Source organism: Streptomyces sp. NPDC041068 (assembly GCF_040647455.1).
In the GTDB taxonomy this organism is placed as follows: Bacteria; Actinomycetota; Actinomycetes; order Streptomycetales; family Streptomycetaceae; genus Streptomyces.
In genome coordinates this window covers 17,436-41,711 of sequence record NZ_JBEZCG010000016.1, presented here as the reverse complement: position 1 = coordinate 41,711, position 24,276 = coordinate 17,436, and the positions used below count along the sequence as shown (strand labels likewise).

Annotated in this window: 17 protein-coding genes; 8 read left to right on the top strand and 9 right to left on the bottom strand. The window is 71.6% G+C overall.

Going from position 1 to position 24,276, the window contains the following annotated elements; genetic code table 11:
- Positions 1–33 precede the first annotated feature (33 nt).
- On the bottom strand, positions 34–2,649 hold the full coding sequence (locus tag AB0B50_RS32325) for a D-alanyl-D-alanine carboxypeptidase (protein WP_362339358.1): 2,616 nt from the start codon (positions 2,647–2,649) through the stop codon (positions 34–36).
- Between the two features lie 349 nt (positions 2,650–2,998).
- Between AB0B50_RS32325 and AB0B50_RS32320 the strand changes: the two genes are divergently transcribed.
- The 3 genes from AB0B50_RS32320 (at position 2,999) to AB0B50_RS32310 (ending at position 5,557) form a co-directional block, all read left to right on the top strand.
- The gene (locus AB0B50_RS32320; protein WP_055696788.1) at positions 2,999–3,760 is read left to right on the top strand and encodes a GPP34 family phosphoprotein; all 762 of its coding nucleotides are present in this window, start codon (positions 2,999–3,001) and stop codon (positions 3,758–3,760) included.
- 506 nt (positions 3,761–4,266) lie between these two features.
- Complete coding sequence (locus tag AB0B50_RS32315) at positions 4,267–5,124, top strand: helix-turn-helix transcriptional regulator (RefSeq protein ID WP_362339357.1); 858 nt, start codon at positions 4,267–4,269, stop codon at positions 5,122–5,124.
- 223 nt (positions 5,125–5,347) lie between these two features.
- Positions 5,348–5,557: a DUF397 domain-containing protein gene (locus AB0B50_RS32310; RefSeq protein ID WP_362339356.1), complete on the top strand. Its 210-nt coding sequence runs from the start codon at positions 5,348–5,350 to the stop codon at positions 5,555–5,557.
- 185 nt (positions 5,558–5,742) lie between these two features.
- Here AB0B50_RS32310 and AB0B50_RS32305 read toward each other — a convergent pair whose 3' ends face one another.
- Positions 5,743–6,582, bottom strand: a complete 840-nt coding sequence (locus tag AB0B50_RS32305; protein ID WP_362339355.1) for a hypothetical protein — start codon at positions 6,580–6,582, stop codon at positions 5,743–5,745.
- Positions 6,583–6,672: 90 nt separating this feature from the next.
- Here AB0B50_RS32305 and AB0B50_RS32300 point away from each other — a divergent pair, with 90 nt between their 5' ends.
- Together AB0B50_RS32300 and AB0B50_RS32295 are read left to right on the top strand one after the other, a co-directional pair.
- Positions 6,673–7,467, top strand: coding sequence for an SDR family oxidoreductase (locus AB0B50_RS32300; protein WP_362339354.1), 795 nt, complete (start codon positions 6,673–6,675; stop codon positions 7,465–7,467).
- Between the two features lie 287 nt (positions 7,468–7,754).
- Entirely contained in the window at positions 7,755–9,329 is a 1,575-nt protein-coding gene (locus AB0B50_RS32295) for a sodium:solute symporter family protein (RefSeq protein WP_362339353.1), read from the top strand.
- A 36-nt stretch (positions 9,330–9,365) separates the two neighbouring features.
- Here AB0B50_RS32295 and AB0B50_RS32290 read toward each other — a convergent pair whose 3' ends face one another.
- The 4 genes from AB0B50_RS32290 to AB0B50_RS32275 form a co-directional block, all read right to left on the bottom strand.
- Entirely contained in the window at positions 9,366–9,689 is a 324-nt protein-coding gene (locus AB0B50_RS32290) for a hypothetical protein (RefSeq protein ID WP_362339352.1), read from the bottom strand.
- Between the two features lie 123 nt (positions 9,690–9,812).
- Positions 9,813–10,931, bottom strand: a complete 1,119-nt coding sequence (locus AB0B50_RS32285) for an ADP-ribosylglycohydrolase family protein (protein WP_362339351.1) — start codon at positions 10,929–10,931, stop codon at positions 9,813–9,815.
- Positions 10,932–11,099: 168 nt separating this feature from the next.
- Positions 11,100–14,438 (bottom strand): tetratricopeptide repeat protein, encoded by a 3,339-nt coding sequence (locus AB0B50_RS32280; protein ID WP_362339350.1) that lies wholly within the window; start codon positions 14,436–14,438, stop codon positions 11,100–11,102.
- 95 nt (positions 14,439–14,533) lie between these two features.
- The gene (locus AB0B50_RS32275; protein ID WP_362339349.1) at positions 14,534–16,903 is read right to left on the bottom strand and encodes a tetratricopeptide repeat protein; all 2,370 of its coding nucleotides are present in this window, start codon (positions 16,901–16,903) and stop codon (positions 14,534–14,536) included.
- Between the two features lie 222 nt (positions 16,904–17,125).
- Here AB0B50_RS32275 and AB0B50_RS32270 point away from each other — a divergent pair, with 222 nt between their 5' ends.
- Positions 17,126–18,535 (top strand): FG-GAP-like repeat-containing protein, encoded by a 1,410-nt coding sequence (locus AB0B50_RS32270; RefSeq protein WP_362339348.1) that lies wholly within the window; start codon positions 17,126–17,128, stop codon positions 18,533–18,535.
- 199 nt (positions 18,536–18,734) lie between these two features.
- Here AB0B50_RS32270 and AB0B50_RS32265 read toward each other — a convergent pair whose 3' ends face one another.
- Together AB0B50_RS32265 and AB0B50_RS32260 are read right to left on the bottom strand one after the other, a co-directional pair.
- A complete protein-coding gene (locus tag AB0B50_RS32265) occupies positions 18,735–21,341 on the bottom strand; it encodes a bifunctional FO biosynthesis protein CofGH (protein WP_362339347.1) in 2,607 nt (868 codons plus the stop codon).
- 82 nt (positions 21,342–21,423) lie between these two features.
- Complete coding sequence (locus tag AB0B50_RS32260) at positions 21,424–22,317, bottom strand: TIGR03619 family F420-dependent LLM class oxidoreductase (RefSeq protein ID WP_362339346.1); 894 nt, start codon at positions 22,315–22,317, stop codon at positions 21,424–21,426.
- A gap of 96 nt (positions 22,318–22,413) precedes the next feature.
- On the opposite strand from AB0B50_RS32260, the gene AB0B50_RS32255 reads away from it, so the two are divergent.
- On the top strand, positions 22,414–22,839 hold the full coding sequence (locus AB0B50_RS32255; protein WP_362339345.1) for an ankyrin repeat domain-containing protein: 426 nt from the start codon (positions 22,414–22,416) through the stop codon (positions 22,837–22,839).
- Here AB0B50_RS32255 and AB0B50_RS32250 read toward each other — a convergent pair.
- Complete coding sequence (locus tag AB0B50_RS32250) at positions 22,836–23,480, bottom strand: hypothetical protein (protein WP_362339344.1); 645 nt, start codon at positions 23,478–23,480, stop codon at positions 22,836–22,838. The genes AB0B50_RS32255 and AB0B50_RS32250 overlap by 4 nt on opposite strands.
- 258 nt (positions 23,481–23,738) lie before the next feature.
- On the opposite strand from AB0B50_RS32250, the gene AB0B50_RS32245 reads away from it, so the two are divergent.
- On the top strand, positions 23,739–24,221 hold the full coding sequence (locus tag AB0B50_RS32245) for a hypothetical protein (RefSeq protein ID WP_362339343.1): 483 nt from the start codon (positions 23,739–23,741) through the stop codon (positions 24,219–24,221).
- Positions 24,222–24,276: the final 55 nt, after the last annotated feature.

Genomic DNA, 24,276 nt, shown 5'->3' with positions numbered 1-24,276 from the left:
TGGCGTCAGACCACGTGTGTCAGCTCACCCACGTCAGCTCACCCGCGTCAGCTTGGCGCCGAAGCCCGGTTCGGAGAGGTCCTTCTGCAGGGCGACCGGTACCTCCACGGCGCCGCCCTTGCCGTCGCCGACGCTCAGCACGCCGACCTTGGTGCCCGCCTTCGCCGAGTGCGGCAGGGTCTTGCCCTTCTGGGCGTTCAGCTCCAGCTTCACGGTCAGACCGGCCCAGCCGACGGCGGGGACGTCCTTGGTGGCGACCACGGGCGTCGAACCGCCCAGGCCGTCGTCCACCTGGCCGACCACGTCGCCCTTCTTCACGATGGTCTTGGACTTGAGCGCGCCCTGTCCGGCCTCGATGAGCTCCTTGGTGACCCTGGTGACCTCGTCGATGTTGGCGACGCCGTTGTCTCCGTACTGACCGAGGGCAGCGCCGATGATCGTCTGCTTCTTGCCGTCGATCACCTTCTCCGCGGCGAAGAGGATGTTGCCGCCGGCCGCGGTGGTGGTGCCGGTCTTGATGCCGACGGCGATGCTCGGAACGAGGCCGAAGAAGTTGTTCTGCTTGTCTCCGTTGAGGTCCACGTAGCTGCGCTGCTGGGAGATCTCGTTGAAGACGGGGTTCTCCATCGCGGCGCGGCCGAGCTTCACGAGGTCCTCGGCGGTCGAGACGGTCGTCTTGTCCAGGCCGCTGGGGTCCGTGTAGTGGGTGTTCTTCATGCCCAGCTCCTTGGCCGTCTTGTTCATCTTCGCGACGAACTCGTCCTCGGAGTTGCTCTTGGTGTCCCAGCGGGCCAGGAGCTTGGCGACGTTGTTCGCCGACGGGAGCATGACCGCCTGGAGGGCCTCGTACTCGCGGATCTTCTGGCCCTCGGTGACCTTGACGACCGACTCGTTGGCCGGCTTGCCGGTCTCGTAGTGCTTCTGGGCGGCGGCGTCGACGGGGATCTCCGGGCCCTTGTCGCCCTTCTCCAGCGGGTGGTCGCGGAGGATCAGATAGACCGTCATGACCTTCGCGATGCTCGCGATCGGCACGGGCTTCTGGTCGCCGTAGGTACCGAAGGTGCCGATGCCGTTGACGTCCATCGCGGCCTGGCCCTCGCCGGGCCACGGCATGGACGGCTTGCCGCCGTCGAAGGTCACGGACTCCTGCGCGGTGAGCTTCAGGGTGGGGGTCGGCAGCGGGCGCACAGCCTGTACGACTGCAAAGACGACCACCAGGAGCAGGACCAGCGGCGTCCAGATCTTGACCCGGCGCACGGCGGTGCGGACCGGGGTCTCGGCGGGCGGCGGGGTGTTGGTCAGCTCGGCGAGGAGGTCGAGCGGCGGCTTGGGCGGCAGGGGCTGCTGGGTGGTGCGCTCGGGCCCGACGACGCCGGGGGCCGCGGGGGCCTGGGCGGCAGCGGAGGCTTCGGACGCCTTGGCAGCGGCTTCGGGCTTGCCCTCCGACTTCGCCTCCGGCTTCGGCTTCGGCTTGGCGGCGGGCTCGTCGAGCGGCTTCAGCGCGACGAACTTGCTGGTCCGCTCGGCATCCCCCTCGGCCTTTGCATCTCCCTCAGCCTTTGCATCTCCCTTTGCACCCGCCGCGCCCTTGGGCGTGTGATCACCCAACTTGAGCATGGTGGTGGGCTGATCGACAGCCTTGGGCGCCACGGCCTTGAACACGGCGGTGGCTTGATCGATGCCGGTGGACGGGGCGGGGGCGTCCGCGGCGGATGCGTCCTCGGCCTTGGCGGGGGCGTCCTTGGCGGAGCCCTTGGCGGGGGTGTCCTTGGCCGAGGCCTCGGGCTCGGGCTCGCCGGTCTTGGCCCACTTCGGGGAGTCCTTGCGGGAGCTCTTCGGGGAGTCACCGGCCTTGGCCGGAGCATCGGCCTCGGAGCCGCTTCCGGACTTCGCCGAAGCGTCGGCCGTGGCGGCACCTTCGGACTTCACGGAGCCGCCGTCGTCCGAGGTGTCGGCGTGGGACGCGGCTTCGGGCTTGGCGGGGACATCGGGCTTCGCCGGAGCATCACCACTCGCCGAGGCATCGCCCGTGGACGTGCCCTCAGCCTTCGCCGAGTCACCGCCGCCCACCGGAGCATCCGCTTCGGCGGAGCCGCTTGACGGCACCGAACCGCCGGACTTCGCCGCGGCATCGGCCTGCGCGGAGCCCTCGGCCTCGGCCGAACCCTCACCCCGCGCCGAACCACCCGCAGCCGAAGCGTCGGCCTCCGCCGGGCCGTCGACCGCCTCCGATTCGCCCGCCTCGGACGAACCCTCGGCCTTCGCCGAAGCACCACCCTCCGCCGAGTCCTCCGCCTCGGACGCACCCCCGGCCTCCGCCGAAGCACCACCCTCCGCCGAGTCGTCGTCCTCCCCGGCACCGCTCCCCGCAGGAGCGTCACTGCTGGCCGGTGAGGCGGCAGGCTTCGCCGTGCCGTCGCCGTCCTCCGCGGCCGAAGGCTCGTCATCCGTGCCCGCCACCCACGCCGCCACAGCCGCCCGCAGGCGCGCGTCGCCGTTCGCCTCCGGCTTGGCCTCGGGGCCGGAGGCCGACTCGGGGTCCGAGCCCGGCTCGGGGGTGTCGGAACCGGTCGCCGCCCCGGCGACGTCCTTCGTGGAGAAGACCGCGGTCGCGTGATCCTCGCGCACCTGAGGCGTCTCGCGGGTCATCGCAAGACGCGGGTCCCGTTCCTCCGGCGCAGGCACAGACGACTCCGCCGCAGTCGGGTTCCCCGACGACTTCCGCTGCTTCGACCTGTCGGGGGTCTCGCCCGCCACCGATGCCTCCTCGTACGCCATGCCGTATGCCGATGATGATGCTTGCCGTGTGCTGGACATCCGCCAGAACCCGGCCGGACCCCACTGTCCGAACCGTGTACCAGTGTCCTGTGTGAGGGCTTAACCCCCGTGGTAGACGAGAACGACATACCTACTGGTTCCCGTACATCCCGCCCACGCGCTCTCGACAGACCAAAGTGAGTTGGGTCACCCTGTCATTCATCCACGCGGGGAGGCATGGATGGGCAGGAGCCGCAGAACAATTCCGGAGGAGCTTCTGCTGCTCGCTTTGGACCCGGCCACGGGCACCACAGCGCAGCCGCAGTCGCTCGACCTCGGTCTGGCCGGAGCACAGCTAGTAGAGCTGGCGCTGGCCGGACGGATAGCCCCAGACGGGGATCGTATCGCCGTGGTGATGCCACGGCCGACCGGAGATCCGACACTGGACTCCGCACTGGAACTGCTGCGCAGGCGCGGCAGCCCGGTTCGGGCCGTCCACTGGATCGGCGGGCCCAGGCTTGGGCTCCGCCAGACGTATCTCTCGCATCTAGAGCGGTGCGGCATGGTGCATGCCGTCGCCGGTCAGATGTGCGGGGTACTGCCGACGACTCGCTACCAAGCGACGGACACGGCCATCAGCCGGGAAATCAGGTCTCGGCTCGATTCGGCGATCCGCACCGGTGTACCGCCGGACCCGCGGACCGCGGCGCTCGCCGCGCTGGCCCACGCGGTCGGTCTCGGCAAGCATCTGTACCCCGGAAACGAAGGGCGTTCATCGCGCTCGCGCCTCCGGGATCTCATCAGGCACGACCCCATGGGCGGCCTCGTGGCACACGCCGTGATGGACGTCCAGAACGGCGTGGCCGCTCAGCCGCGCCGCAGCGCCGCACCAGCCGGTCCCGCGGGACCGGGCGGACGCCAGCCGGCCAGGTCGGCAGCGGACCCCGGTGGGGTTCCACTGCAGCCGCGCCGCGGATCCATGGCACGCGCCGTGGCTCACTGAGCACCGCTCACAGCACCACGCGGAGCACCGCGCATCACGCAGAGCACCGCGCATCACGCACCGCTCAGCACGCACCGCTCAGCACCACCATCACGTCACGCACCACCATCACGTCACGCACCATCCTCACGTGACGCATCACTCAGGTACGCATCACCGTCACGTGACGCTCCATTCAGGCAAAGCACCACTCAGGTATCGCACCACCAGCACGTAACCGCTCAGCACCACAGCACCAGCGCCGCGCCGTAGTCCCCCAGACCCGGTTCGGGAGCCGCTGGGCCGCGCGGGGCGTGGTGCCGGACCGTCCGGACGACGACACCCCGGTACCACCGCCCCGCGCGACCGCACACCCTTTGGCGCCGCAGGGCAGGACCGCACCACCTCTGCACCCGTCCTCACATCCGCACATCCGCTGTTTCCCAGCGGTGCCGCACTTGTTGGTGGCACTCTGCTGAGCAGTAGATACGCAAAGTAGAGGCATGCAAGCCGGAGGTGCACGTCCCGTGGCGTCCAATGTCAATCCCACCGTCAGGCGACGCCGGTTGGGCCAGGAGCTCCGTCGGCTCCGTGAGCTCAAGGGCATGACGGCCGAGGAAGTCGCCGAGCGCCTGCTCGTCTCGCAGTCGAAGATCAGCCGCCTCGAGAACGGCCGCCGCTCGATCAGCCAGCGCGACGTCCGCGACCTGTGCGGTGTCTACGAGGTCGAGGACCACCGCATCGTCGATTCGCTGATGCAGATGGCCAAGGACTCCCGCCAGCAGGGCTGGTGGCACTCCTTCGGCGACATCCCGTACAGCGTGTACATCGGTCTGGAGACCGACGCGGCGTCCCTGCGCGTGTACGACCCGCAGGTCGTCCCCGGCCTGCTGCAGACCCGCGCGTACGCCGAGGCGCTCATCACCGGCGCACTCCCGGAGACCACTCCCACCGACATCGAGAAGCGCGTCCAGGTGCGCATGCGCCGTCAGGACCGCATCTCGGCGCCGGACGTTCCGCTGCGCCTGTGGACCGTTCTCGACGAATCGGCACTGCGCCGCGTCGTGGGCTCCCGCCATCTGATGCGCGACCAGCTGGAGCATCTCGTCGAGCAGTCCCAACTGCCGCACGTGACGGTCCAGGTGATCCCTTTCGAGATGGGCGCACATCCCGGACTCAATGGCCAGTACGCGATTCTCGAGTTCCCCGACGCGGCCGATTCCAGCGTGGTCTACATCGAGGGTGTCACGAGCGACCTGTATCTGGAGAAAGCAAACGACGTCCAGCAATACAGCGTCATGTACGAGCATTTGCGGGCACAGGCATTGAATGTCGAACAATCCCGGCAGCTCATCGCGGACATCGCGAAGGAGTACGCCCGCTGATACCCCGGTATGAACCACCCCCTCGCGGGAAGGCGCCGCACGGTACACCCTTGCCGCGTCGGGGCGGAAGACCCCCCTGGAATATGCCATCCGGTTGAGTGAACGATCCCTTCACGCGCCGATGTTGGCGAGTAGCGTCATTCACGCCATCGAGCAGGAACGGTGGCGCAACACCGCACTTTGCGGCGACAGCAACTCATCAACTGCGCAAAACGGAGCAGACATGGCAATCCAGCAGGGCACTTCGTATGAGTGGGTCAAGTCTTCGTACTCCACGGGCAACGGCGCGTGTGTCGAGGTCAAATCCCCGGTGCGGACGGGCATTTCCGTACGCGACTCGAAGGTGGTCGAGGGCCCGGTCCTCGCCTTCCCGGCCGAGTCGTGGAACGCGTTCGTCACCGAGGTGAGCCGGGGGGCTGCCGACCTCGCGTGAGACAGCAGGGCTCATCGACAGAAAAACGCGAAGAACACGAAGAACAATCACATATGCCCCACCGAATGAGCCCTCTCGACTGGCCCGCCGTCCCGGCCGAGGGGGCTCGGCCTTGCGCCGGCGCACAGCGGTGCATGCGACGCGTGCGGTGCGTGCAGTGCGTGCAGTGCGCTGAGGCGCGCGCCTCAGCGCAGCCGGTCGACGTACATGTCCGTCCCCGGCACCGTCGGGATGAACGGCGCCACCAGCTCCACGCGCCCGAGCCCCGACTCCGCGACGGCGCTCTCCCGCCCCGCGAAGTGCGCCTCCCAGCACTCCCGCGGATCCTCCTGGAGGAACCAGAGCAGAGTCAGCCGGGTGTCCACGCCCTCGACCTGCTTCACGTACGTCATCCGGTCCCCCGGCAGCGGCGTCGGCCGGAACAGCGTGACCATCGCGGCGGGTGACCCCGCCAGCACCCGCGGCAGGTGCCTGGCCCGCAGCCACTCCAGCAACTCGGGGCGCCGCTCCGGCCCTTCCGCGTCGACGACCTCCAGGACGAGGCCCTTGTACGGGTGGTCGAGCGCGTGGAAGTCGCGCGGGCCCGCCGCGCCGTCCCGGTAGACGGTCGCCTCGTGGTCCTGGAAGGCGGTGAACACGTGCGTGCGGTCCTGATAGACGCGCCCGTCCCGGTTGAGCCGCTTGTTGATGCCCACGGTCCACTTCATGTGGTCGTCGTAGCGGCCGTCCGTGACCCAGTACGTGGAGAGATAGCACCCCGCGGTGACCGGCTCGGCTATCGCGGACTTGTCGGGGTAGCGCAGGAGTTGGAGCTCCCGCGTCGCCACCCAGCGGCGCCCCGCGTACATCCACGGCATGGCCATCGCGCCCGCGTAGTAGTGGTCGTCCTCGTACCAGCGGTTGTACGCGTACTCGTGCCCCGGGTGCGGCTCGACCATGGTGATCAGGGCGTGCCCCGGGTGCACCCCGTAGGGCCCGACGGCGGCCAGCTCGGCGTAGACGTCGCTGCGGGTGTCCTCGCTCATGCGTCTCCCCTGCCTCCCTCTTCCTTCCTCGGCTGGACGCCCATACTCTGACGCCCCGTCAGCAAAACTGCCAGAGCCGGGAGGCGCCCCATGTCGTCGTCGCTCCTGAAGTCGAAGACCGTCGTCGTCTCGGGCGTCGGCGCCGGGCTCGGCCACCAGGTCGCGGCCGCCGTCGTGCGCGACGGCGGCAACGCCGTGCTCGGGGCGCGTACGGAGGCGAACCTCGCCAAGTCGGCCGCCGAGATCGACCCCGAGGGCACCCGTACCGCCTACCGCGCCACCGACATCACCGACGAGCGGCAGTGCGAGGCCCTCGCGGAACTGGCCCGCGAACGCTTCGGCGGCATCGACGCGGTGGTCCATGTCGCCGCCTGGGACAGCTATTTCGGCGGCCTGGAGGACGCGGACTTCGACACCTGGCGGCAGGTCGTCGACGTCAATCTGCTCGGCACCCTGCGCATGACGCGCGCGTGCCTGCCCTCGCTCAGGGAGCGGCGGGGCGGTTCGGTGGTCTTCATCGGCACGCAGTCGGCCGTCGCCTCGCCCTCGCAGGTGCGGCAGGCCGCGTATGCGGCGTCGAAGGGGGCGTTGACCTCGGCAATGTACTCGCTCGCGCATGAGGTCGGACCCGATCGGATCCGGGTCAACACGGTTCTGCCGGGATGGATGTGGGGCCCTCCCGTCGAGGCGTACGTCCAGTTCACCGCGCACACGGAAGGCGTGGCGGAGGCGGAGGTCCGCGAACGCCTCGCGGCGCGCATGGCCCTTCCCGATCTGGCGACGGACGGGGATGTCGCCGATGCGGTCGTGTTCCTCGCGTCGGACCGGGCTCGCTCCATCACCGGGCAGTCCCTCCTGGTCAACGCGGGAGAGTTGATGCGGTAGTTCGTTCGCCGCGGATCCTTCGTGGTTGCTCTCGCGGTTCCCCGCGCCCCCTGACGGGGGCGCTTCTTCTTGCCCCTCGGCCATGCCTGCACTGGTCAGATATGTGAACATGAATCAGCAAACCGAACGATTTTACTTGGCCTTGACCTCACGGGCGGTTGTCGACGCCCCGCGCCCGAACCCACGATGAGCGGGCACTTCCGGGTCGTTCATGTCTCCGGCGGCCGGTACTGGCGAAGTGCGAGCCAGTTATGCGCAGTTCACCAGGCGGACCCCTGGAGGGCCATATGAACAGTCTCGACTGGGCCGTGCTCATCGGCTACTTCGGCGTGATGGTCGCGATCGGCGTGTGGTCCCACAAGCGGGTCGACAACGTCAGCGACTTCTTCACCGCCGGCGGCAAGATGCCCTGGTGGCTGTCGGGCATCTCGCACCACATGTCCGGCTACAGCGCGGTGATGTTCACCGGGTACGCGGGCATCGCGTACACGTACGGAGTGACGTCCTTCGTCACCTGGTCCTTCCCCATCGCCCTCGGCATCGCGATCGGCGCACGGCTCTTCGCTCCCCGCATCAACCGTCTGCGCTCACGCCTGCACGTGGCATCGCCGCTGGAGTACCTCAAGAACCGCTACAACCTCGGTACCCAGCAGGCGCTGGCCTGGTCCGGCATGCTGCTGAAGATCGTGGACGTGGGCGCCAAGTGGGCGGCGATCGCCACCCTGTTGTCCGTCTTCACCGGCGTCTCCCTCAACCAGGGCATCCTCGTCACCGGCGCCATCACGGCGATCTACTGCACCATCGGCGGCCTGTGGGCCGACGCGCTCACCGAACTCGGGCAGTTCATCATCCAACTCCTCGCCGGTATCGCGATGTTCGTGGCCGTCGTCGCCGAGCTCGGCCCGTACGGGGGGTTCTTCGGCGTCTGGGACCAGCCGGAGCTCGCGGGCCACGGGAAGCCGCTGGTCGGTCCGTACGGCACGGTGTTCCTGCTCGCGTTCCTCTTCATCAAGCTCTTCGAGTACAACGGCGGCATGCTCAACCAGGCGCAGCGCTACATGGCGACCGCCAACGCCAAGGAGGCCGCGCGCTCCGCGAAGCTCTCCGCGATCCTGTGGCTGGTCTGGCCGCTCGTGCTGTTCTTCCCCATGTGGATGTCGCCGCTCCTGGTCGACGCCCAGAAGTCCGACGGCTCGGACTCGTACGCCCTGATGACCGAACAGCTGCTGCCGCACGGCCTGTTGGGGCTCGTCGTCGTCGGCTTCTTCTCGCACACCATGGCCATGTGCTCCTCCGACGCCAACGCGATCGCCGCGGTCTTCACGCGGGACGTGGCGCCCGCCCTGTCCGCGAAGGCGCGGGGCTGGAGCGAGCGCAAGGGCCTGGTCGCCGCGCGGCTCACGACGGTGGTCTTCCTCGGTCTGTCCATGGCGGTGGCGACGCAGGTGAACTCGCCGACGTTCAAGGACATCATCACGGTCGTCATCAAGTGGGTCGCCGGCCTGATGGGCCCGATCGCGATCCCGATGATGCTGGGCCTGCTGCGCACGTTCAGGAAGTCCGGTCCCACCGCGGCGCTGACCAGCTGGGCGGCCGGGCTGTTCGCCTTCTATCTGGTCAACTACCCCATCGACGAGGCGATCGAGGGCGGCGTCGCTCTCCAGTACCAGGTGTCGATCCCGCTGGCCGTCTCCCTCGTCCTCTACATCGTCATCGGCTATGTGAAGCCGGAGGACACCCCCGAGCGGGACGCGCTCATCGAGAAGGTCAACACGGACGACGACGGCTCCGCGGGAGCGGCGGCCGTGCCCGCTCCCGCGGAGCCGCGGGACGGCGCGGTGAAGGCGCCGGGTTCGATGTGACCCCGGGGGTGTGCCCCCGGGGCCGGGGTGCGGTGCCTAGAGGATCGACGTGCTCGACGTGATGTCGGACTCCAGGAGGCTGTCACCGCCGCTGCCGTTGCCGCCGGCCGGGGGCGGGCAGTGCGGGGCGCGGGTCGCGACCAGGTGGGGGTTCGCCCCCTCCTGGTGGGCCTGGGCCCGGTCGAAGAAGTCGGCGTAGAACGGGTCCGAGGCGAACGGGTCCCCGAAGGGGACGGCCGACGCGGTGGAGCCGCCCTGCGGGAAGGGCTCGGCCGCGGGGGCGGCGGAGGCGGAGGCGGCGCCGGCGCCCAGGAGGGCGAGGGCGAGCAGGGGGACGGCAAGCAGTCGCTGTGCGTTCATGGGAACGACCTTGCTGGTACGTGAGGGGACGCGCCCGGCAGACACGCGGCGTGGCACCCGGATGGCGCGGCACCCGAACAGCGGGTCCCCCGGCTCACGCCCACGGACAGCGGATCCCCCGGCTCACGCCCGTGGATAGCGTGTGAGCCACCCCGGTGACGAGACCGCGGGGCCGTGCAGGGCGGGGCCCTGCGTCATCTCCATGGCGAAGTCGTCCGCGAGCTCCAGGATCGTGGCCCGTCCCTCCAGCTCCGTGAGCCACCCGGGAGGGAGCGCGGTCTCTCCGTGCAGCGCGCCGAGAAGTGCCCCGCACAGCGCGCCCGCCGCGGCCGACGGACCGCCGTGGTTGACGGCGAGCCGCAGGCCGTGCCGGACGTCCTCGCCGACAAGGGCGCAGTACACGGCGGCGGCGAGCGCGCCATCGGCGGTGCCGTCGGCCACGAGCTCCTCGACGCGCGCGGGCGTGGGCATGCCCTGCCGTACGGCGCCCAGCGCGTGCCGGAGCGCGTCCGTGACGGCGTTGTGTCCGGGGCGGGTGGCGAGCAGGGCGAGGGTCCGCTGGATCGCGCCGTCGAGGGACTCCCCGCGGGCGAGGCCGTGCACGATGACGGTGTGTGCGCCCGCGGCGAGGTAGGCGGTGGGGTGGCCGTGCGTCTGGACGGCGCACTCGACGGCGAGCTGCAGCACGAGCTGGGGCTCCCAGCCGACGAGGAGGCCGAAGGGCGCGGACCTGACGGCGGCGTCGGCGCCGCGTTCGTCGGGGTTCTTCGGGGCTTCGAGGGTGCCCATGACGTCGTCGCCGAGGCCGACGAGGCAGGCGCGGGACGGGTCGCGCCGCGAGTACAGCCACTCCTCGCGGGCCAGCCAGCCGTCCTCCTTGCGCCGCTCGTCGGGGCCCCAGTCGCTCTGGGTCGCGGCCCAGCGGCGGTAGGCGCGATGCAGGTCGGTCGGCGGGTGCCAGGCGCCGGTGTCGCGGCGCACCTGGGCGCGTATGAGTCCGTCGACGGTGAAGAGGGTGAGCTGGGTGGCGGCGGTGACGGCGCCGCGTCTGCCGTGCGCGGGGGCGGGCTCGGTGAGTCCGTCGGTGCCGTGCTCCTCGCGGATGGCGTCCAGGGCGAGGCGGTCGACGGGCGCCCCGAAGGCGTCCCCCGCGGCGCCTCCGAGGAGCGTGCCGCGCACCCGGCTGCGGAAGTCCTGCTGCTCGGCGCGGCCCCAGACGCCGGTGGCTGCTGCAGTGCCCACGCGGACCTCCCCTCCGTGCCTGGACGTGCCCTGTCGTGTCTCGTCCGGTTGCGACTGCGCAGCACTGTAATCGACCGGGAACGATCGGTTCAGGCGTCAAGTGGTATGCGAGGAGTCGCCCTTGAGGTCGCTTTTGAACGACGTTCACGGGAGCTTCGCAGGTGCTCCTCAGGACGTCGCCGCGTGGCGCGCCTGGAAGGCGTCCCTGGCCTCCACGAGGCGGGCGAGGCGGGGCAGCAGGCGGGCGCGGTCGATGCCGGGGGCGACGAGGAAGTCGGACGGGAAGGAGGCCATCTCCGCCAGGTCGTCCCACTCCAGTTCTTCGAGGCCCGGTCCGAGGATCCGGGCGAGCGCGGCGTCGCACCTGACCCAGTCGCCGTGGACGACGGCGAGCATGGCGTGCAGGTAGTCCCGCCAGACTTCGGTGAAATCCGCGTTCTCCGCCTCCGGCAGCCCGGGGAGCCGCCGCCACAGCGGGGCGGCGGCCGCCGGGCCCGAGGTGCACGTCGTCACCACGGCGAGGAACAGCGTGGCGCTCGCCTCGCTGTCCGCGTACAGCCGCTCCGCCGCCGCGCGGGCCGGTGCCCACTGCTCCGTCGCGCAGTACAGCCGCACCAACTCCTCGGCGCCGCCGGGCCCTTCGCCTGCCATGTCGGGTTCCAGGGCGGCGTACGCGGGCTCGATCCTGCCCAGCCACAGGCACAGCTCGGCGGTCTTGCGGCGCGCCCAGTCCGGGTCGATGCCGCACTCGGCGTAGGCGGCGAGGTCGGCGAGGGCGCGGTCGACCCTGCCGGTGGCCAGCGCGAGCCTGGCCCGCAGCACGAGGGCCCAGCCGGAGCGGGGGGCGAGTTCTCCGATGACCCGGTCCAAGTCGGCGAAGGCCTCGGCATAGCGGGACAGTCGATGCAGGACGGCGCCTCGGCGGCAGAGCGCCGCCACGTACTCGGGGTCCAGTTCGAGCGCCCGGTCCAGGTCGGCGCGGGCCTCCTCGTACCGGTCCAGGCTGTAGAGCACGTCGGCGCGGTGGTACAGGATCCAGTCGGTGTCGGGCGACAGCTCCTTGGCCCGGTCGGCGTCCGCCAGGGCCCGTTCGTCCTCGCCCATGTCGTGCAGCAGCATGGCGCGGCGGGCCAGCGCCCACGCGTAGTCCGGCGCGAGTTCCAAGGCGCGGTCCAGGTCGGCGAGCGCCTCGGGGTGCCGGTCGAGGTTGTGCAGGGAGACGCCCCTTCCCGCGTACGCCGTCAAGCTCTCGGCGTCGAGCTCGATGGCCCGGGTGTAGTCGGCGAGGGACTCCTCCTCGCGGTCCGCGATCCGCAGGGCGTCGCCCCTCAGGCGGAGTATCCAGGCCGAGTCCGGGGACAGCTCGGCCGCGCGGTTCAGGTCCGTGACGGCTTGCTCGTGCTCCTGGCGGTCGGACCGCACCTTGCCCCTGTGCACCAGCGCCCACACGTAGTCGGGGGCCAGTTCAAGGGCGCGTTCCAGATCGGCGAGGGCCGCGTCGCCGTGCCCCAGTGACTGGTGGGCACTGCCCCGGCTCGCCAGCGCCACCTCGTCCGTCGGGTCGAGCGCGAGGGCGCGGTCCAGGTCCTTGATCGCCTGCTCGTAGTGGCCCAGGTAGCGGTGGACCTCGCCCCGCAGCGAGTAGATGTGGGACCGGTCGGGCCCGATCTCCACGGCACGGTCCAGGGCGGCGAGGGCCGCGGGGGCGGATTCCTCGGCGTCCATGTTCCAGTACGTGGCGGCCTTGCCGTAGTGGGCCCGCTGCAGGTCGGGATCGAAGGCGAGGGCCCGGTCGTACTCGGCGAGCGCCTCCGCAGGGGCGCCGCCCTCCCGCAGGTCCCGCGCCCGGACCAGCCGGGCCAGGGCCCGCCCGCGCGCGTCGAAGCCCGCCCGGTCGATCAGCACTTTCAGGGCGGCCGCTCCCTCGCCCTCCTCCAGGGCCCGCAGCAGGTCCCTGCCCCATGTCCCGACCGCTTCGGACTCCGCGTCCTGACCGGCGTCCACGAGCAGTTGCGCCCAGCGGCGGGCCGCCGTCCCGCCCACGTCGCAGGCCTCGACGACGTCCCGGAGGGCGGCGGGCAGCGCGGTGCGCGGTGCCGCGCACAGCAGGTGGTAGGACTCCGCGTGGCGCAGCTCCCGCCACCGCTCGTCCAACCAGAAGTCCTCCTGATCCAGGCTGACTTCGGCCTCCGCACGCCACCCGCCGAACGCCTCGGCCAGCCTCCGCTGCGCCTGGGTCCAGCCGCGCGGCGACCGGTGCCGCTGCAGGCGCAGCATGGGGTCCCGTACGACGTCGTGGTACTGGAGGCGGTCGCCGCGGTCCTTCACGAACGGCAGGCCACGCAGCCAGGCGAAGACCCCCGGCACCTCGCTGTCGGCACACACCCCTTCGGCCGCCGCCCGCACCACATCCGCGTCGAGCCGCCTCGGCAGCGCGCACGCCAGCGCGGAGGCCCTGCGCACCGGGTCCTGCTCCCACTTCAGGAAGCGCTCCACGGCCGTCACGCTGGGGTCACCCACGTCGTCCGGGTCGGCGGGGCGGTTCTCCGCGAGCATCGAGACCAGGACCGGCAGTCCGCCCGAGAGCCGCAGGACCTCCTCGACGACCGGTTCGGCGACGACGCCCTTGCCCGCGAGCAGCCCGCGGGACTCCTGCTCGGTGAAGGGGTCGAGCGGCACGTCCGTCACGAAGTCCGCGTATCCGCCCCAGCGGGCGGTGTCGAAGGGCTGCTGACCCGCCGTGACCACCACGACCTTCGCGGGGAGCGCGCCGTGCCGCTCCGTCGTCATCACCTCGTGCAGCCAGCCGTCGAGGAACGGTGCCGTCCGCTCGTACGTGTCGAAGAACAGCACGATCCACGGCGCCGACCTGGCCGCCTGCGCCAGCTCCTTCAGCAGGACCGGAGTGAGAACCCGCTCCGGGGACAGGACCAGCTGGACGTCCTCCTGGCTGCGAAAGCGCGCGCTGAGCCCCGCCCGCAACCGGTCGACGCCCTGGGCGAGTTGGGCCGGGTCGACCGCTCCGGCGAAGGCCCCGACGCCGGGCACGAGGCCGAGCCCCACCAGGCTGGCGCGGGCGGCCGTCATGCTTCCCGTGGAGGGAGCGGGCGGGACGCCGGGCTCCTGCTCCGGGAGGCCCTGGGACACCGCGGCGGCCGAGACTGACTCCGCCTCGTGGCTGCGCTCGCGGTGGGCGGCCAGCAGCTGGTCCAGGTCCTTCAACCGCCTGCCCTGCCTGGCGAGTTCGGCGCAGATCGCCGCCATCGCCTCGGGCACGCTGCCGACCGTCTCGTCGACGTACGCGGTCAGGGCGCCGCGCTCGCGGGCGAGCTGCTCCAGCTCCCGGACGAGGGACGTCTTGCCCACGCCCGCGTTGCCGTGGACGTGGAACAGGAAGCGATGCCTCAGATCGGCGGGCGGCACGTCGAAGTTCTCGCGGAACGCGGCCAGTTCACCGCGCCGCCCGACGAAACCGGCCCGCCCCCTGCGGCGGATCAGCTCCTGCATGGACGGCTCTTCCGCATCGGCCGACGCCATCGCACTCCCCCGTTCCCCGCAGTCCCATACCCCGCTGCCCGCTGCCCGCCTCCAGTCTCCCCCGATCAGTCCGTGCGCGCCCGCAGAATCCGCTCCTTCTGCGCCCGCGCCCAGCCGTACTCCGGATCGAGCTCGAGCGCCCGCTCCAGGCAGGCGATGGCCTCCTCCGTGCGGCCGAGGGCCTCCAGGGCGAGGGCCTTGCTGCCGTGCGCCCAGGCGTACGCGGGGTCGAGGGCGAGCGCCGCGTCGTACTCGACGACGGCCTCCTCGTGGCGGCCCGCGAAGCGCAGGACGTCGCCCCGCTCGCCCCGGGTGCCGGCCGCCCCCGGCTCCAGTTCCTGGGCGCGGTCCAGGTCGGCGAGGGCGCCCTCGACATCGCCGAGGCTCTGTCTGATGTGGGCCCTGCGGGCCAGCGCCCAGGGGTAGTCGGGCCACAGGGCGATGGCGCGGTCCAGGTCGTCCAGGGCCTCGCGGGGGCGGCCGAGCACGAACTTGGTCTGGCCCCGACTGCCCAGGGTCAGCGGCTCCTTGGGGTCCAGTTCGTGCGCGCGGTCCAGCCAGGGCAGCGCCTCCTCGGGTCGGCCCATGCGCCGGTAGGTCTCGCCGCGCGCCCGCGCCAGCCACTCCACGCCCGGCGCCAGCTCGTCGGCGCGGTCCAGGTGCCGCAGTGCCGTCTCGTGCTCGCCGAGGGCACGGTAGGTGATGGCCAGGTCGTGGTGGCCCCACGGGTCGGCGGGGACGAGCGCGATGGCACGCTCGTGGTCGACCAGGGCCTCGCGCAGCCGACCCAGGTGGAAGAGCTGCAGGCCGTGCGCGTTGTACGCGGCCACCCTGCCCTCGTCGTCAAGCTCGGGACGGGTCAGGAGAAGCTCCAACACCCGCAGTGCGCCAAGGCGTTCGTCCAGGAGCGCGCTCTGGCACTCGGCGGAAAGGGCCCGCAGCTGCTCGGCCTCCGTGTCCTCGGCGGCGTCCGCGACCGCCCGCGCCCACTCCCGGGCCACCGCCGTGTCCACGCGGCACGCGTCGACGCCCTCGCGCAGCACCGCGGGCAGCGCGGTCCGCGGCCGGGCGCACAGGCCGTGGTACAGCTCCTCGACGCGGGCCTCCCGCCAGTCCGGGCGCATCCAGGGCCGTCCCGGCTCGCCCCGCGCCGCCTCCGCGAGCGCCACGCGCCGCACCTCGTACAGCGCGGCGAGCCGCTCGTGGCCCGAACTCCACGAGCTGGGCGCGGAGTTGCGGCGCAGGCGCAGCATCGGGGCGCGGACGACACCGTGGTAGCGGGCCACGCCCCTGCGGTCGGTCCGCACGAACGGCATGGCGCACAGCCAGGCGTGCAGCTCGGCCGGGTCGCCCTCGCCGCCCAGCGCCGCGCGCACCACGTCCTCGTCGAGGCGCCTGGGCAGCGCGCAGTCCACGGCGGCCGTGCGCCGCACCGGGTCGCGCTCCCACTTCAGGAAGCGCTCCACGGCCGTGACGCTGGGGTCGCCCACGTCGTCCGGGCCCGCCGGGCCCGACTCGGCGAGGGTGGAGACGAGGACGGGCAGATGGCCCGAGAGGCGAAGGACCTCCGCGACCACCGGTTCGTCGGTGACGCCCTTGGCGGCGAGCAGGCCGCGCGCCTCGGTCTCCGTGAAGGGCCGCAGCGCCATCTCCGCCGCGAAGTCCAGGGCGCCCTCCCAGCGCTCCGGGTCGAGGGCGAGCTGACCGGACGTCACCACCACGACGTTGGAGGGGAGTTCGCCGTACCGGTCCGTGGTCATCACGTCGTGCAGCCAGTGGTCCAGATACGGCGCCGTCCTCTCGTACGTGTCGAAGAACAGCACGAGCCACGGCGCGACGTCGGCCGCCGCGGCGAGCTCGTCGAGCAGCACGGGCGTCAGGACCCGCTCCGGCTCCAGGACGAGGCGGGCGTCCTCCTGGTTGCGGAAGCGGGCCCGCAGCCGGTCCGCGCCCGTGGCGAGGCGCTCCGCGTCGACCATGCCGGCGAGCGCGCCCACCACCGGCACCATGCCGAGCCCGACGACCCCCGCGCGGGCCGCGAGGACACTGCCCGTCGAGGGCGCGTCAGGATCCGGCTCGCGCACGGCGGCCGCGACCGCCTCGTGGCTGCGCTGCCGGTAGGTGGCGAGGGACCGCTCCAGAGCCTTCAACACGCGCCCCTGCTGGGCGAATTGGGAGGAGATCTCGGCGAGCACCTCGGGGATGCCGCCCGCGCCCTCGTCGACGTGCGCGACGAGGGCCCCGCGGTCCCTGGCCACCTGGCCGAGCTCCCGCACGAGGGACGTCTTGCCGACGCCCGCGTGGCCGTGCACGTGGAAGAGGAAGCGGTGACGGTCGTCGTCCGGCGGCAGCTCCAAATTCTCGCGGAACAAACGGAGTTCTTCCCTCCGCCCCACGAACCCGGCACGCCGTCTGCGCCGGATGAGCTCCTGCATCGACACCCTCGCCCGCGCCATCCGCCCCTCCGCGTCGCACCCGCGTCACACCCGTGTCCCGGCCGTCGCCCCAGTCTCCCGCACACGTGAACGCCTTGTGATGAATGGAAGTTGGCATCCGTGGAACCAGGACACGGCCCACAGAAGTCCCTGGGGTATACAACCTTCACCTCCGGCTCTTCGTCTTCACCCATGCCACAGACATTCCCCACAGGAGGAACAGTGCGCCGCAAGCTCATCACCGCACTCGCAGTCACCTCTCTGGCCACACCGCTCGTGCTGGCCGCCACCGCAGGGTCCGCGTCGGCCGCGCCCACGCCGCCCCGCACCCCGATCACCGACTTCAACAAGGACGGCTACGCCGACCTCGCCATATCGGCCCCGGGCAGCTACGACGGCGACGCCCCCGGCAGCGTCTCGATCGTCTACGGCTCGGCGTCGGGCCCCGACCAGGCACACGCCACCACCATCAGCCGCGCCACGCCCGGCGTGCCCGGCTCCCCGGAGGCCGGCGGGCAGTTCGGCCACCACACGGCCGCCGCCGACCTCGACGGCGACGGCTACACCGACCTCGTCGTCAACGGCGGCGAGAAGGCCGTCGTCCTGTGGGGCTCCGCCCAGGGCCTCACCGGTGAGGGCAGCACCGAGCTGGCCTCGAACCACGCGCGCGTCACCGCGGGCGACTTCAACGGCGACGGCAAGCGGGACCTGGTCACGGCCGAGTACCCGGAGCCCGAGGACCCGATGGACAACGACGACCGGGGCATGACCATCTCGTACGGCCCGTTCAAACGCGACGGAAAGGCCGCGAGCACCCAGCAGGTCGTCACGAGCCAGACCTTCGGCCCCGGCGACTTCGTCGTCGGCGACCTCACGGGTGACGGCGCCGACGACATCGTCACCAGCCACGGCTTCGAGGAGATGGCGCACAAGAGCCAGTTCTGGAAGGGCGGCAAGGACGGGGTGAGCACCACCTCGCAGAAGCTCGCGCCCTCCCTCGGCGGAGCGGTCGGGGATGTCGACGGGGACGGCTACGGCGACCTGATCGTCCGCGACATCGGCGACAACTTCGAGGACATGCCGTACCAGAAGGGCACGATCCTCGTCCGCTACGGCTCCGCGGACGGCCCCTCCTCGCGCACCGCCAAGATCACCCAGGACACCGCGGGCGTCCCCGGGGTCGGTGAGGAGGGCGACGAGTTCGGCTCCTCCATCAGCGCGGGCGACGTGAACGGCGACGGCTACGCGGACGTCGCCGTCGGCATCCCTGGCGAGGACATCGAGTCGGTCGCGGACGCCGGCAGCACCGTGCTGCTCAAGGGCTCGCGCTCCGGCCTGACCGGCACCGGCTCGCAGGCCTTCCAGCAGTCCACGGAAGGCGTGCCCGGCGCCTCCGAGAAGGGCGACAAGTTCGGCAGCCAGGTCCTGCTGTCCGACACCGACAAGGACGGCAAGGCCGACCTGACGGTGTCCGCTCCCCTGGAGGACGGCACGTACGCCGACTCGGGCGCCGTCTGGCACCTGCGGGGCGCCGCGGGCGGCCTGACCGTCACGGGCATCAAGTCCTTCGGCCCGGCGGCCGTCGGCGCCCCGGAAAAGGGAGTTCAGTTCGGGCAGTACCTGGCACAGTGAGCCGCCGGGCTCGCTGAGCTCCGGGGACCCGCCTTGCGCCGCGTCGTGTCCTTCGGACCAGCGGCGCTCGGCGCTCCCGCGCGGGGAGCTGACGGCGAGGAGATCAACTGGGCGGGGACGCGCTTCGGGCAGGCGTTTCCCGGTCGGTTGTTCGCCTGCGGGCCGCCTCGGGTGGCTCGCGCAGTTCCCCGCGCCCCCTTCAGGGGCTCTCCACCACCGGCAGCAGCTCCGGCAGGTGGCCGTCCGAAGCCAGCGCCGCCCGTCGGCGCTCCTCGGGCACGTCCCCGTACAGCGTCGTCCTCGGCTTCGCCGGGCGGCCCGCCGCGTCCGCGATCGCGATGAGGTCCTCGATGGAGCGGTAGGAGCCGTAACTGGAGCCCGCCATGCGGGAGATGGTCTCCTCCATCAGCGTCCCGCCCAGGTCGTTCGCGCCGGACCTGAGCATCTCGGCCGCGCCCTCCTGGCCCAGCTTCACCCAGCTGGTCTGGATGTTGGGGATGTGCGGGTGCAGCAGGACGCGCGCCATGGCCGTCACCGCGCGGTTGTCGCGGGTGGTCGGGCCCGGCCTGGCGATCCCCGCCAGATAGACCGGCGCGTTCGTGTGGATGAAGGGCAGCGTCACGAACTCCGTGAAGCCACCCGTCTCCTGCTGGATGGACGCCAGCGTGCGGAAGTGGCCGAGCCAGTGGCGGGGCTGGTCCACGTGCCCGTACATCATCGTGGACGAGGACCGAATGCCCAGCTCGTGCGCGGTCTTGATGACCTCGATCCAGGTGGCCGTCGGCAGCTTGCCCTTGGTGAGGACCCAGCGCACCTCGTCGTCGAGGATCTCCGCGGCCGTCCCCGGGATCGAGTCGAGCCCCGCCTCCTTGGCGGCGGTGAGCCATTCACGTATCGAAAGCCCGGTCCTGGACGCGCCGTTGACGACCTCCATCGGCGAGAAGGCGTGCACGTGCATGCCCGGCACGCGCTCCTTCACCGCGCGCGCGATGTCGAAGTACGCGGTGCCCGGCAGGTCGGGGTGGATGCCGCCCTGCATGCAGACCTCGACGGCGCCGACGCCCCAGGCCTGCGCGGCCCGGTCGGCGACCTGGTCCAGGGAGAGGGTGTAGGCGTCGGCGTCCGTCCGCCGCTGCGCGAAGGCGCAGAACCGGCAGCCGGTGTAACAGACGTTGGTGAAGTTGATGTTGCGGGTGACGATGTACGTGACGTCGTCGCCGTTGACCGTCTTGCGGATGTCGTCCGCGATGCCGCACAGCGCGTCGAGCGCGGGGCCGTCGGCGTGCAGCAGTGCCAGCGCCTCGTCGTCCGTCAGCTTCGTCGGGTCGTCGGCCGCCTGCTTCAGGGCGGCGCGTACGTCGCCGTCGATGCGGGAGGGCACCATGCCGGGCGCGGCCTGCTCGCGCAGGGCCTCCCAGTCGCCGTACACCTCGTCGAAGTCGTCTCGCCGGTCGGAGGTGCGGCCTGTGGTGTCGATGGTGTGGTGCAGGTCGGTGCGGCCCGACGACTTCGTCGCCACGTATCCCTCGTCGGGCTCCTGCCAGGGGTGGCCCTCGACCACCGCGTCCGGGTTCGCGAGGCCCGTCTCCGGATCGGCCAGCGCCCGTACGTGCGGCAGCAGGCGCGGGTCGAGCCACGGCTCGCCGCGCCGCACGAACTCCGGGTATGTGCACAGGCGTTCGGCGAGGCGGAAGCCCGCGGCGGCGGACCGCTCGGCGAGCTCGTCGAGCTGCGGCCACGGCTTCTCGGGGTTGACGTGGTCGATCGTGACGGGCGAGACGCCGCCCCAGTCGTCGATGCCCGCGCCGATGAGCCGCTCGTACTCACCGGCGATCAGGTTCGGCGGAGCCTGGATGTTGCCCGCCGGGCCCATGATGTGCCGGGCGACGGCGATGGTCGCGACCAGGTCGTCGATCTCGGCGTCGGGCATGCCGCGCATCGCCGTGTCGGGCTTGGCGCGGAAGTTCTGGATGATCAGTTCCTGGATGCCGTGGTACGAGCGCGCGACGCGGCGCAGCGCGAACAGCGACTCCGCGCGCTCCTCGTACGTCTCGCCGATCCCGATGAGCAGCCCGCTGGTGAACGGGACGGAGGAGCGGCCCGCGTCCTCCAACACCCGCAGGCGCACGGCGGGTTCCTTGTCGGGCGAGCCGTAGTGCGGCATGCCCGGCTCCGACCACAGCCGCTCCGACGTGGTCTCCAGCATCATGCCCATGCTGGGCGCGACCGGCTTGAGCCGCTGGAAGTCCGTCCACGTCATGACGCCGGGGTTGAGGTGCGGCAGCAGACCCGTCTCCTCCAGGATCCGGATCGAGATGGCACGGACGTACGCGATGGTGTCGTCGTACCCCTCCGCCTCCAGCCACTCGCGGGCCTCGGGCCAGCGCTCCTCCGGCTTGTCGCCGAGGGTGATCAGGGCTTCCTTGCAGCCCAGCTCGGCGCCGCGGCGCGCGATGTCCAGGACCTCGTCCGGGGACATGAACATGCCGTGGCCGGCGCGGCGCAGCTTGCCGGGCACGGTCGCGAAGGTGCAGTAATGGCACTTGTCGCGGCAGAGCCGGGTGAGCGGGATGAACACGCTCTTCGAGTACGTGATGACGCCGGGGCGGCCCGCCGCCTCCAGGCCCGCGTCGCGCACCCGGGCCGCGGACGCCGTGAGGTCGTCGAGGTCCTCGCCGCGCGCCTGCAGCAGGACGGCGGCCTCCGTCACGTCGAGCGCGACGCCGTCCCTGGCCCGCCTGAGCGCACGCCGCATGGCGTTCGCGGTGGGTCGTCCGGCCTCGGGGGGCTGCGCGCTGTTGGTCATGTCTCCGAGCATACGAGCGAGAACAAATGACCAGTACAGATACTTCCGCCGCTTCGGCTGTTCACCGGTGCCGGTCCGCTGTTCACAGGGGTGTTCTCGGGGGTGTCCGCAGGTGCGGGTCCACGAACTGCCCGAGGCCGTCCAGCGCCGCGCACACCTCGGCCTCCCCCGCCGCGGGCAGCTGCACGATCGCCTCGTCGATCCCGAGGCCCGCGTAGTGCGCGAGCTTGCCGGGCCCCGGCTCCACGGCCGTCACCGCCACGTACAGGTCGTCGGCCGTGCGTCCCGCGTCCTCCCACGCCTTGCGCAGCGCGGGCAGCGCCTCGCTCAGGCCGCTGCCGCCGATCGGCATCCAGCCGTCGGCGTACTCCGCGATGTGCGCGAAGAGACCGGGGCCCGCGGCGCCGCCGATCAGCGTGCGCGGCCCGAACAGCGGGTCCTTCGCGAGCCGTTCGCGGGGCGCCCGCACCGGCTTGGGGTGGGCCTCGCTCGCGCGGACGCCGCCGAACTCGCCCTCGTACGCCTTCGGGCGGTCCGCCCACAGGGCCCGCATGACCGCCATCCGGTCCCGCACCACCACCCGCCGCCTCGGCCAGGCCACGCCGTGGTCCTCGGCCTCCTCGCGGTTCCAGCCGTAGCCGATGCCGAGGGTGACGCGGCCGCCGGAGAGGTGGTCGAGGGTGGCGATCTGCTTGGCGAGGTCGATGGGGTCGTGCTGGGCGACCAGGGCGATGTTCGTGCCGAGGGCGATCCGTTCGGTGACGGCGGCGGCCTGGGCGAGCGCGACGAAGGGGCTGAGCATGCGGGCGCACTCGGGCGGCAGTTCACCGCCCGGGTAGGGGGTCTCGCGGGCGACAGGGATGTGGGTGTGCTCGGGGAGGTAGAGCCCGGCGTAGCCTCGCCGCTCCAGTTCCTGGGCCAGGCGTACCGGGGTGATCGTCCTGTCGGTCATGTAGAGCGTCGCGGAGATGCGCACGGGTTCCGTCCCTCCGAGCGTGTTCGGTACGGGGCACTCTTCCTATCCCCGGAAAGTCGGTTGGTCCATGGCCGTGCGCTGATTAACGTGACGCCGATGAACAGACGACGGCAGAAGAAACTGACCGCGCGCCTGGTGTTCGCGGCGTCGCTCGGCAGGACGGCCGACGTCAGGTCCCTGCTGCGGTCCGGGCTCGACCCGGAGCTGCCGGACGCCGACGGCACGACCGCCCTGTACGCCGCCTCGGTGCACGGCGCCGCCGACACGGTGCGGGTCCTGCTGCGGGCGGGCGCCCTGCCGGACACCGAGAGCCGCGGCCCGACGGGCGGGACTCCGCTGTGCGGGGCCGCCGCCTGGGGCCATCTCGACACGGTGCGGGAACTGCTCGCGCACGGCGCCGACCCGAACCTCCGCGAGGACGGCGGCTCGGGCGGCTCCCCGCTGCGCTGGGCGCGACAGGGGGGCCTCGGCCCGCACACGGAGACCGAGGCGGCGCTGCTGGCGGCGGGGGCCACGGCCTAGCGTGCGCGGGCCGGGACCTTGTCCTCGACCGTGAAGCCTCCCTTGATCACCTTTGTGTCGGCGGCCGGTGCCATGCACTTGCTCAGCAGCGGCTTGCCCTTCTCGGTGCCTCCGGCGATCCCAGCGCGGGCGGGGGCGCCGCTCTTCTTGTCGCCCTCGTAGAAGCTGAGCCCCATGCGGACGTGCCGCTTCAGGTAGTCGTCCCAGGCGTCGACGTTGCCCCCGGTGCGCACGAGACGCCCGGTCACGGTCGCGGTCGGACCGCCCGTGGTCAGGCAGTCGACCTTGAAGTCGCCCCAGTTGACGAAGTCGGGGCCGCCCTTCGGGTTCGGCGAGCTGTGGTAGATCCGGAAGGTGCCCGATGACTTCACGGGCGTGGACCAGTGCGCACTCTTGAAGGTGGCGCGGGCGTCGACGGAGACCTGGACCTTGTCGCCGGGCGCCGGGTAGTCCACGCGGGCCCACCCCTTGAGCCGGGAGGTGGCGGGTCCTGGCTCCGTCGGGGCCGACGCGCTCGCGCTCTTTCCGGTGTCGCCCGACGCGGGCGCCGTCGACGCGGAGGCGACCCCCGCGGTGGTCGCCAGCGCGGCGGCAGCGGCGAGGAGGGTGACGGTGCGGGTGGACTTCGCAACTCCGGGCACGGTGAACTCCTGGGTTTGTAGCGGCAGTTGAGGCGGGCCTGGCCATTCCCTGCCCCGCACCACCGATCCTGGCCCGCCACCCCCTCCACGCACGTCCGCCGCCGGGCCACGGCGCCTCCGCCGCGTGGCGGAGGCGCCCTACCCCGCGCGGCGCACGACCCCCGCTCCGACGGACCCTGCCGAGGCACCCTCGAAGGCCTCTTGGGATACTTCGTTCATATGCGCTACATTACGTCGCCTTTGGGGTGGGGAGGCACTATGCGGATACGGACCGCGACGTGGGCCGGAGCTCTGGCGCTGGTCATGGCGAGCACGGTGACGACGACCGGATGCTTCGCGCGGTACATGCCGTGCGGCCCCGAGGGCGACCGCCCCGCCGGCCTCACCGCCGAGGACCTCACCGGCACCTACCGCGGCCACCCCATGGGCTCCCTGACCCTCAAGGGCGACGGCACCTTCACCGTCACCGACTGGCCGGACTTCGCGTCCCGGAACAGGCTCGCCGACTGGCCGGACCCGGAAATCAAGCTGCTCTCGAGGAAGGGCACTTGGCGGCTCGCACCGAAGCGCGACGACGTCGAGCGCGACATCACGTTCACCTTCGACGACGGAGACAGCCATTCGGGGTACAACAGCCCGTCGTACGACATCGCGGGCTCGAAGGACGACCCGCGGATCTACGACATCGTCGGCGACCCGGACGTCTGCGACTTCCACACCTTTGAACGCGACGGCGACTGATCCAGTCAACCTCCCCCGGCCGACCGCCTGTTGGGAAGCGACCAGTAGGCTGCCT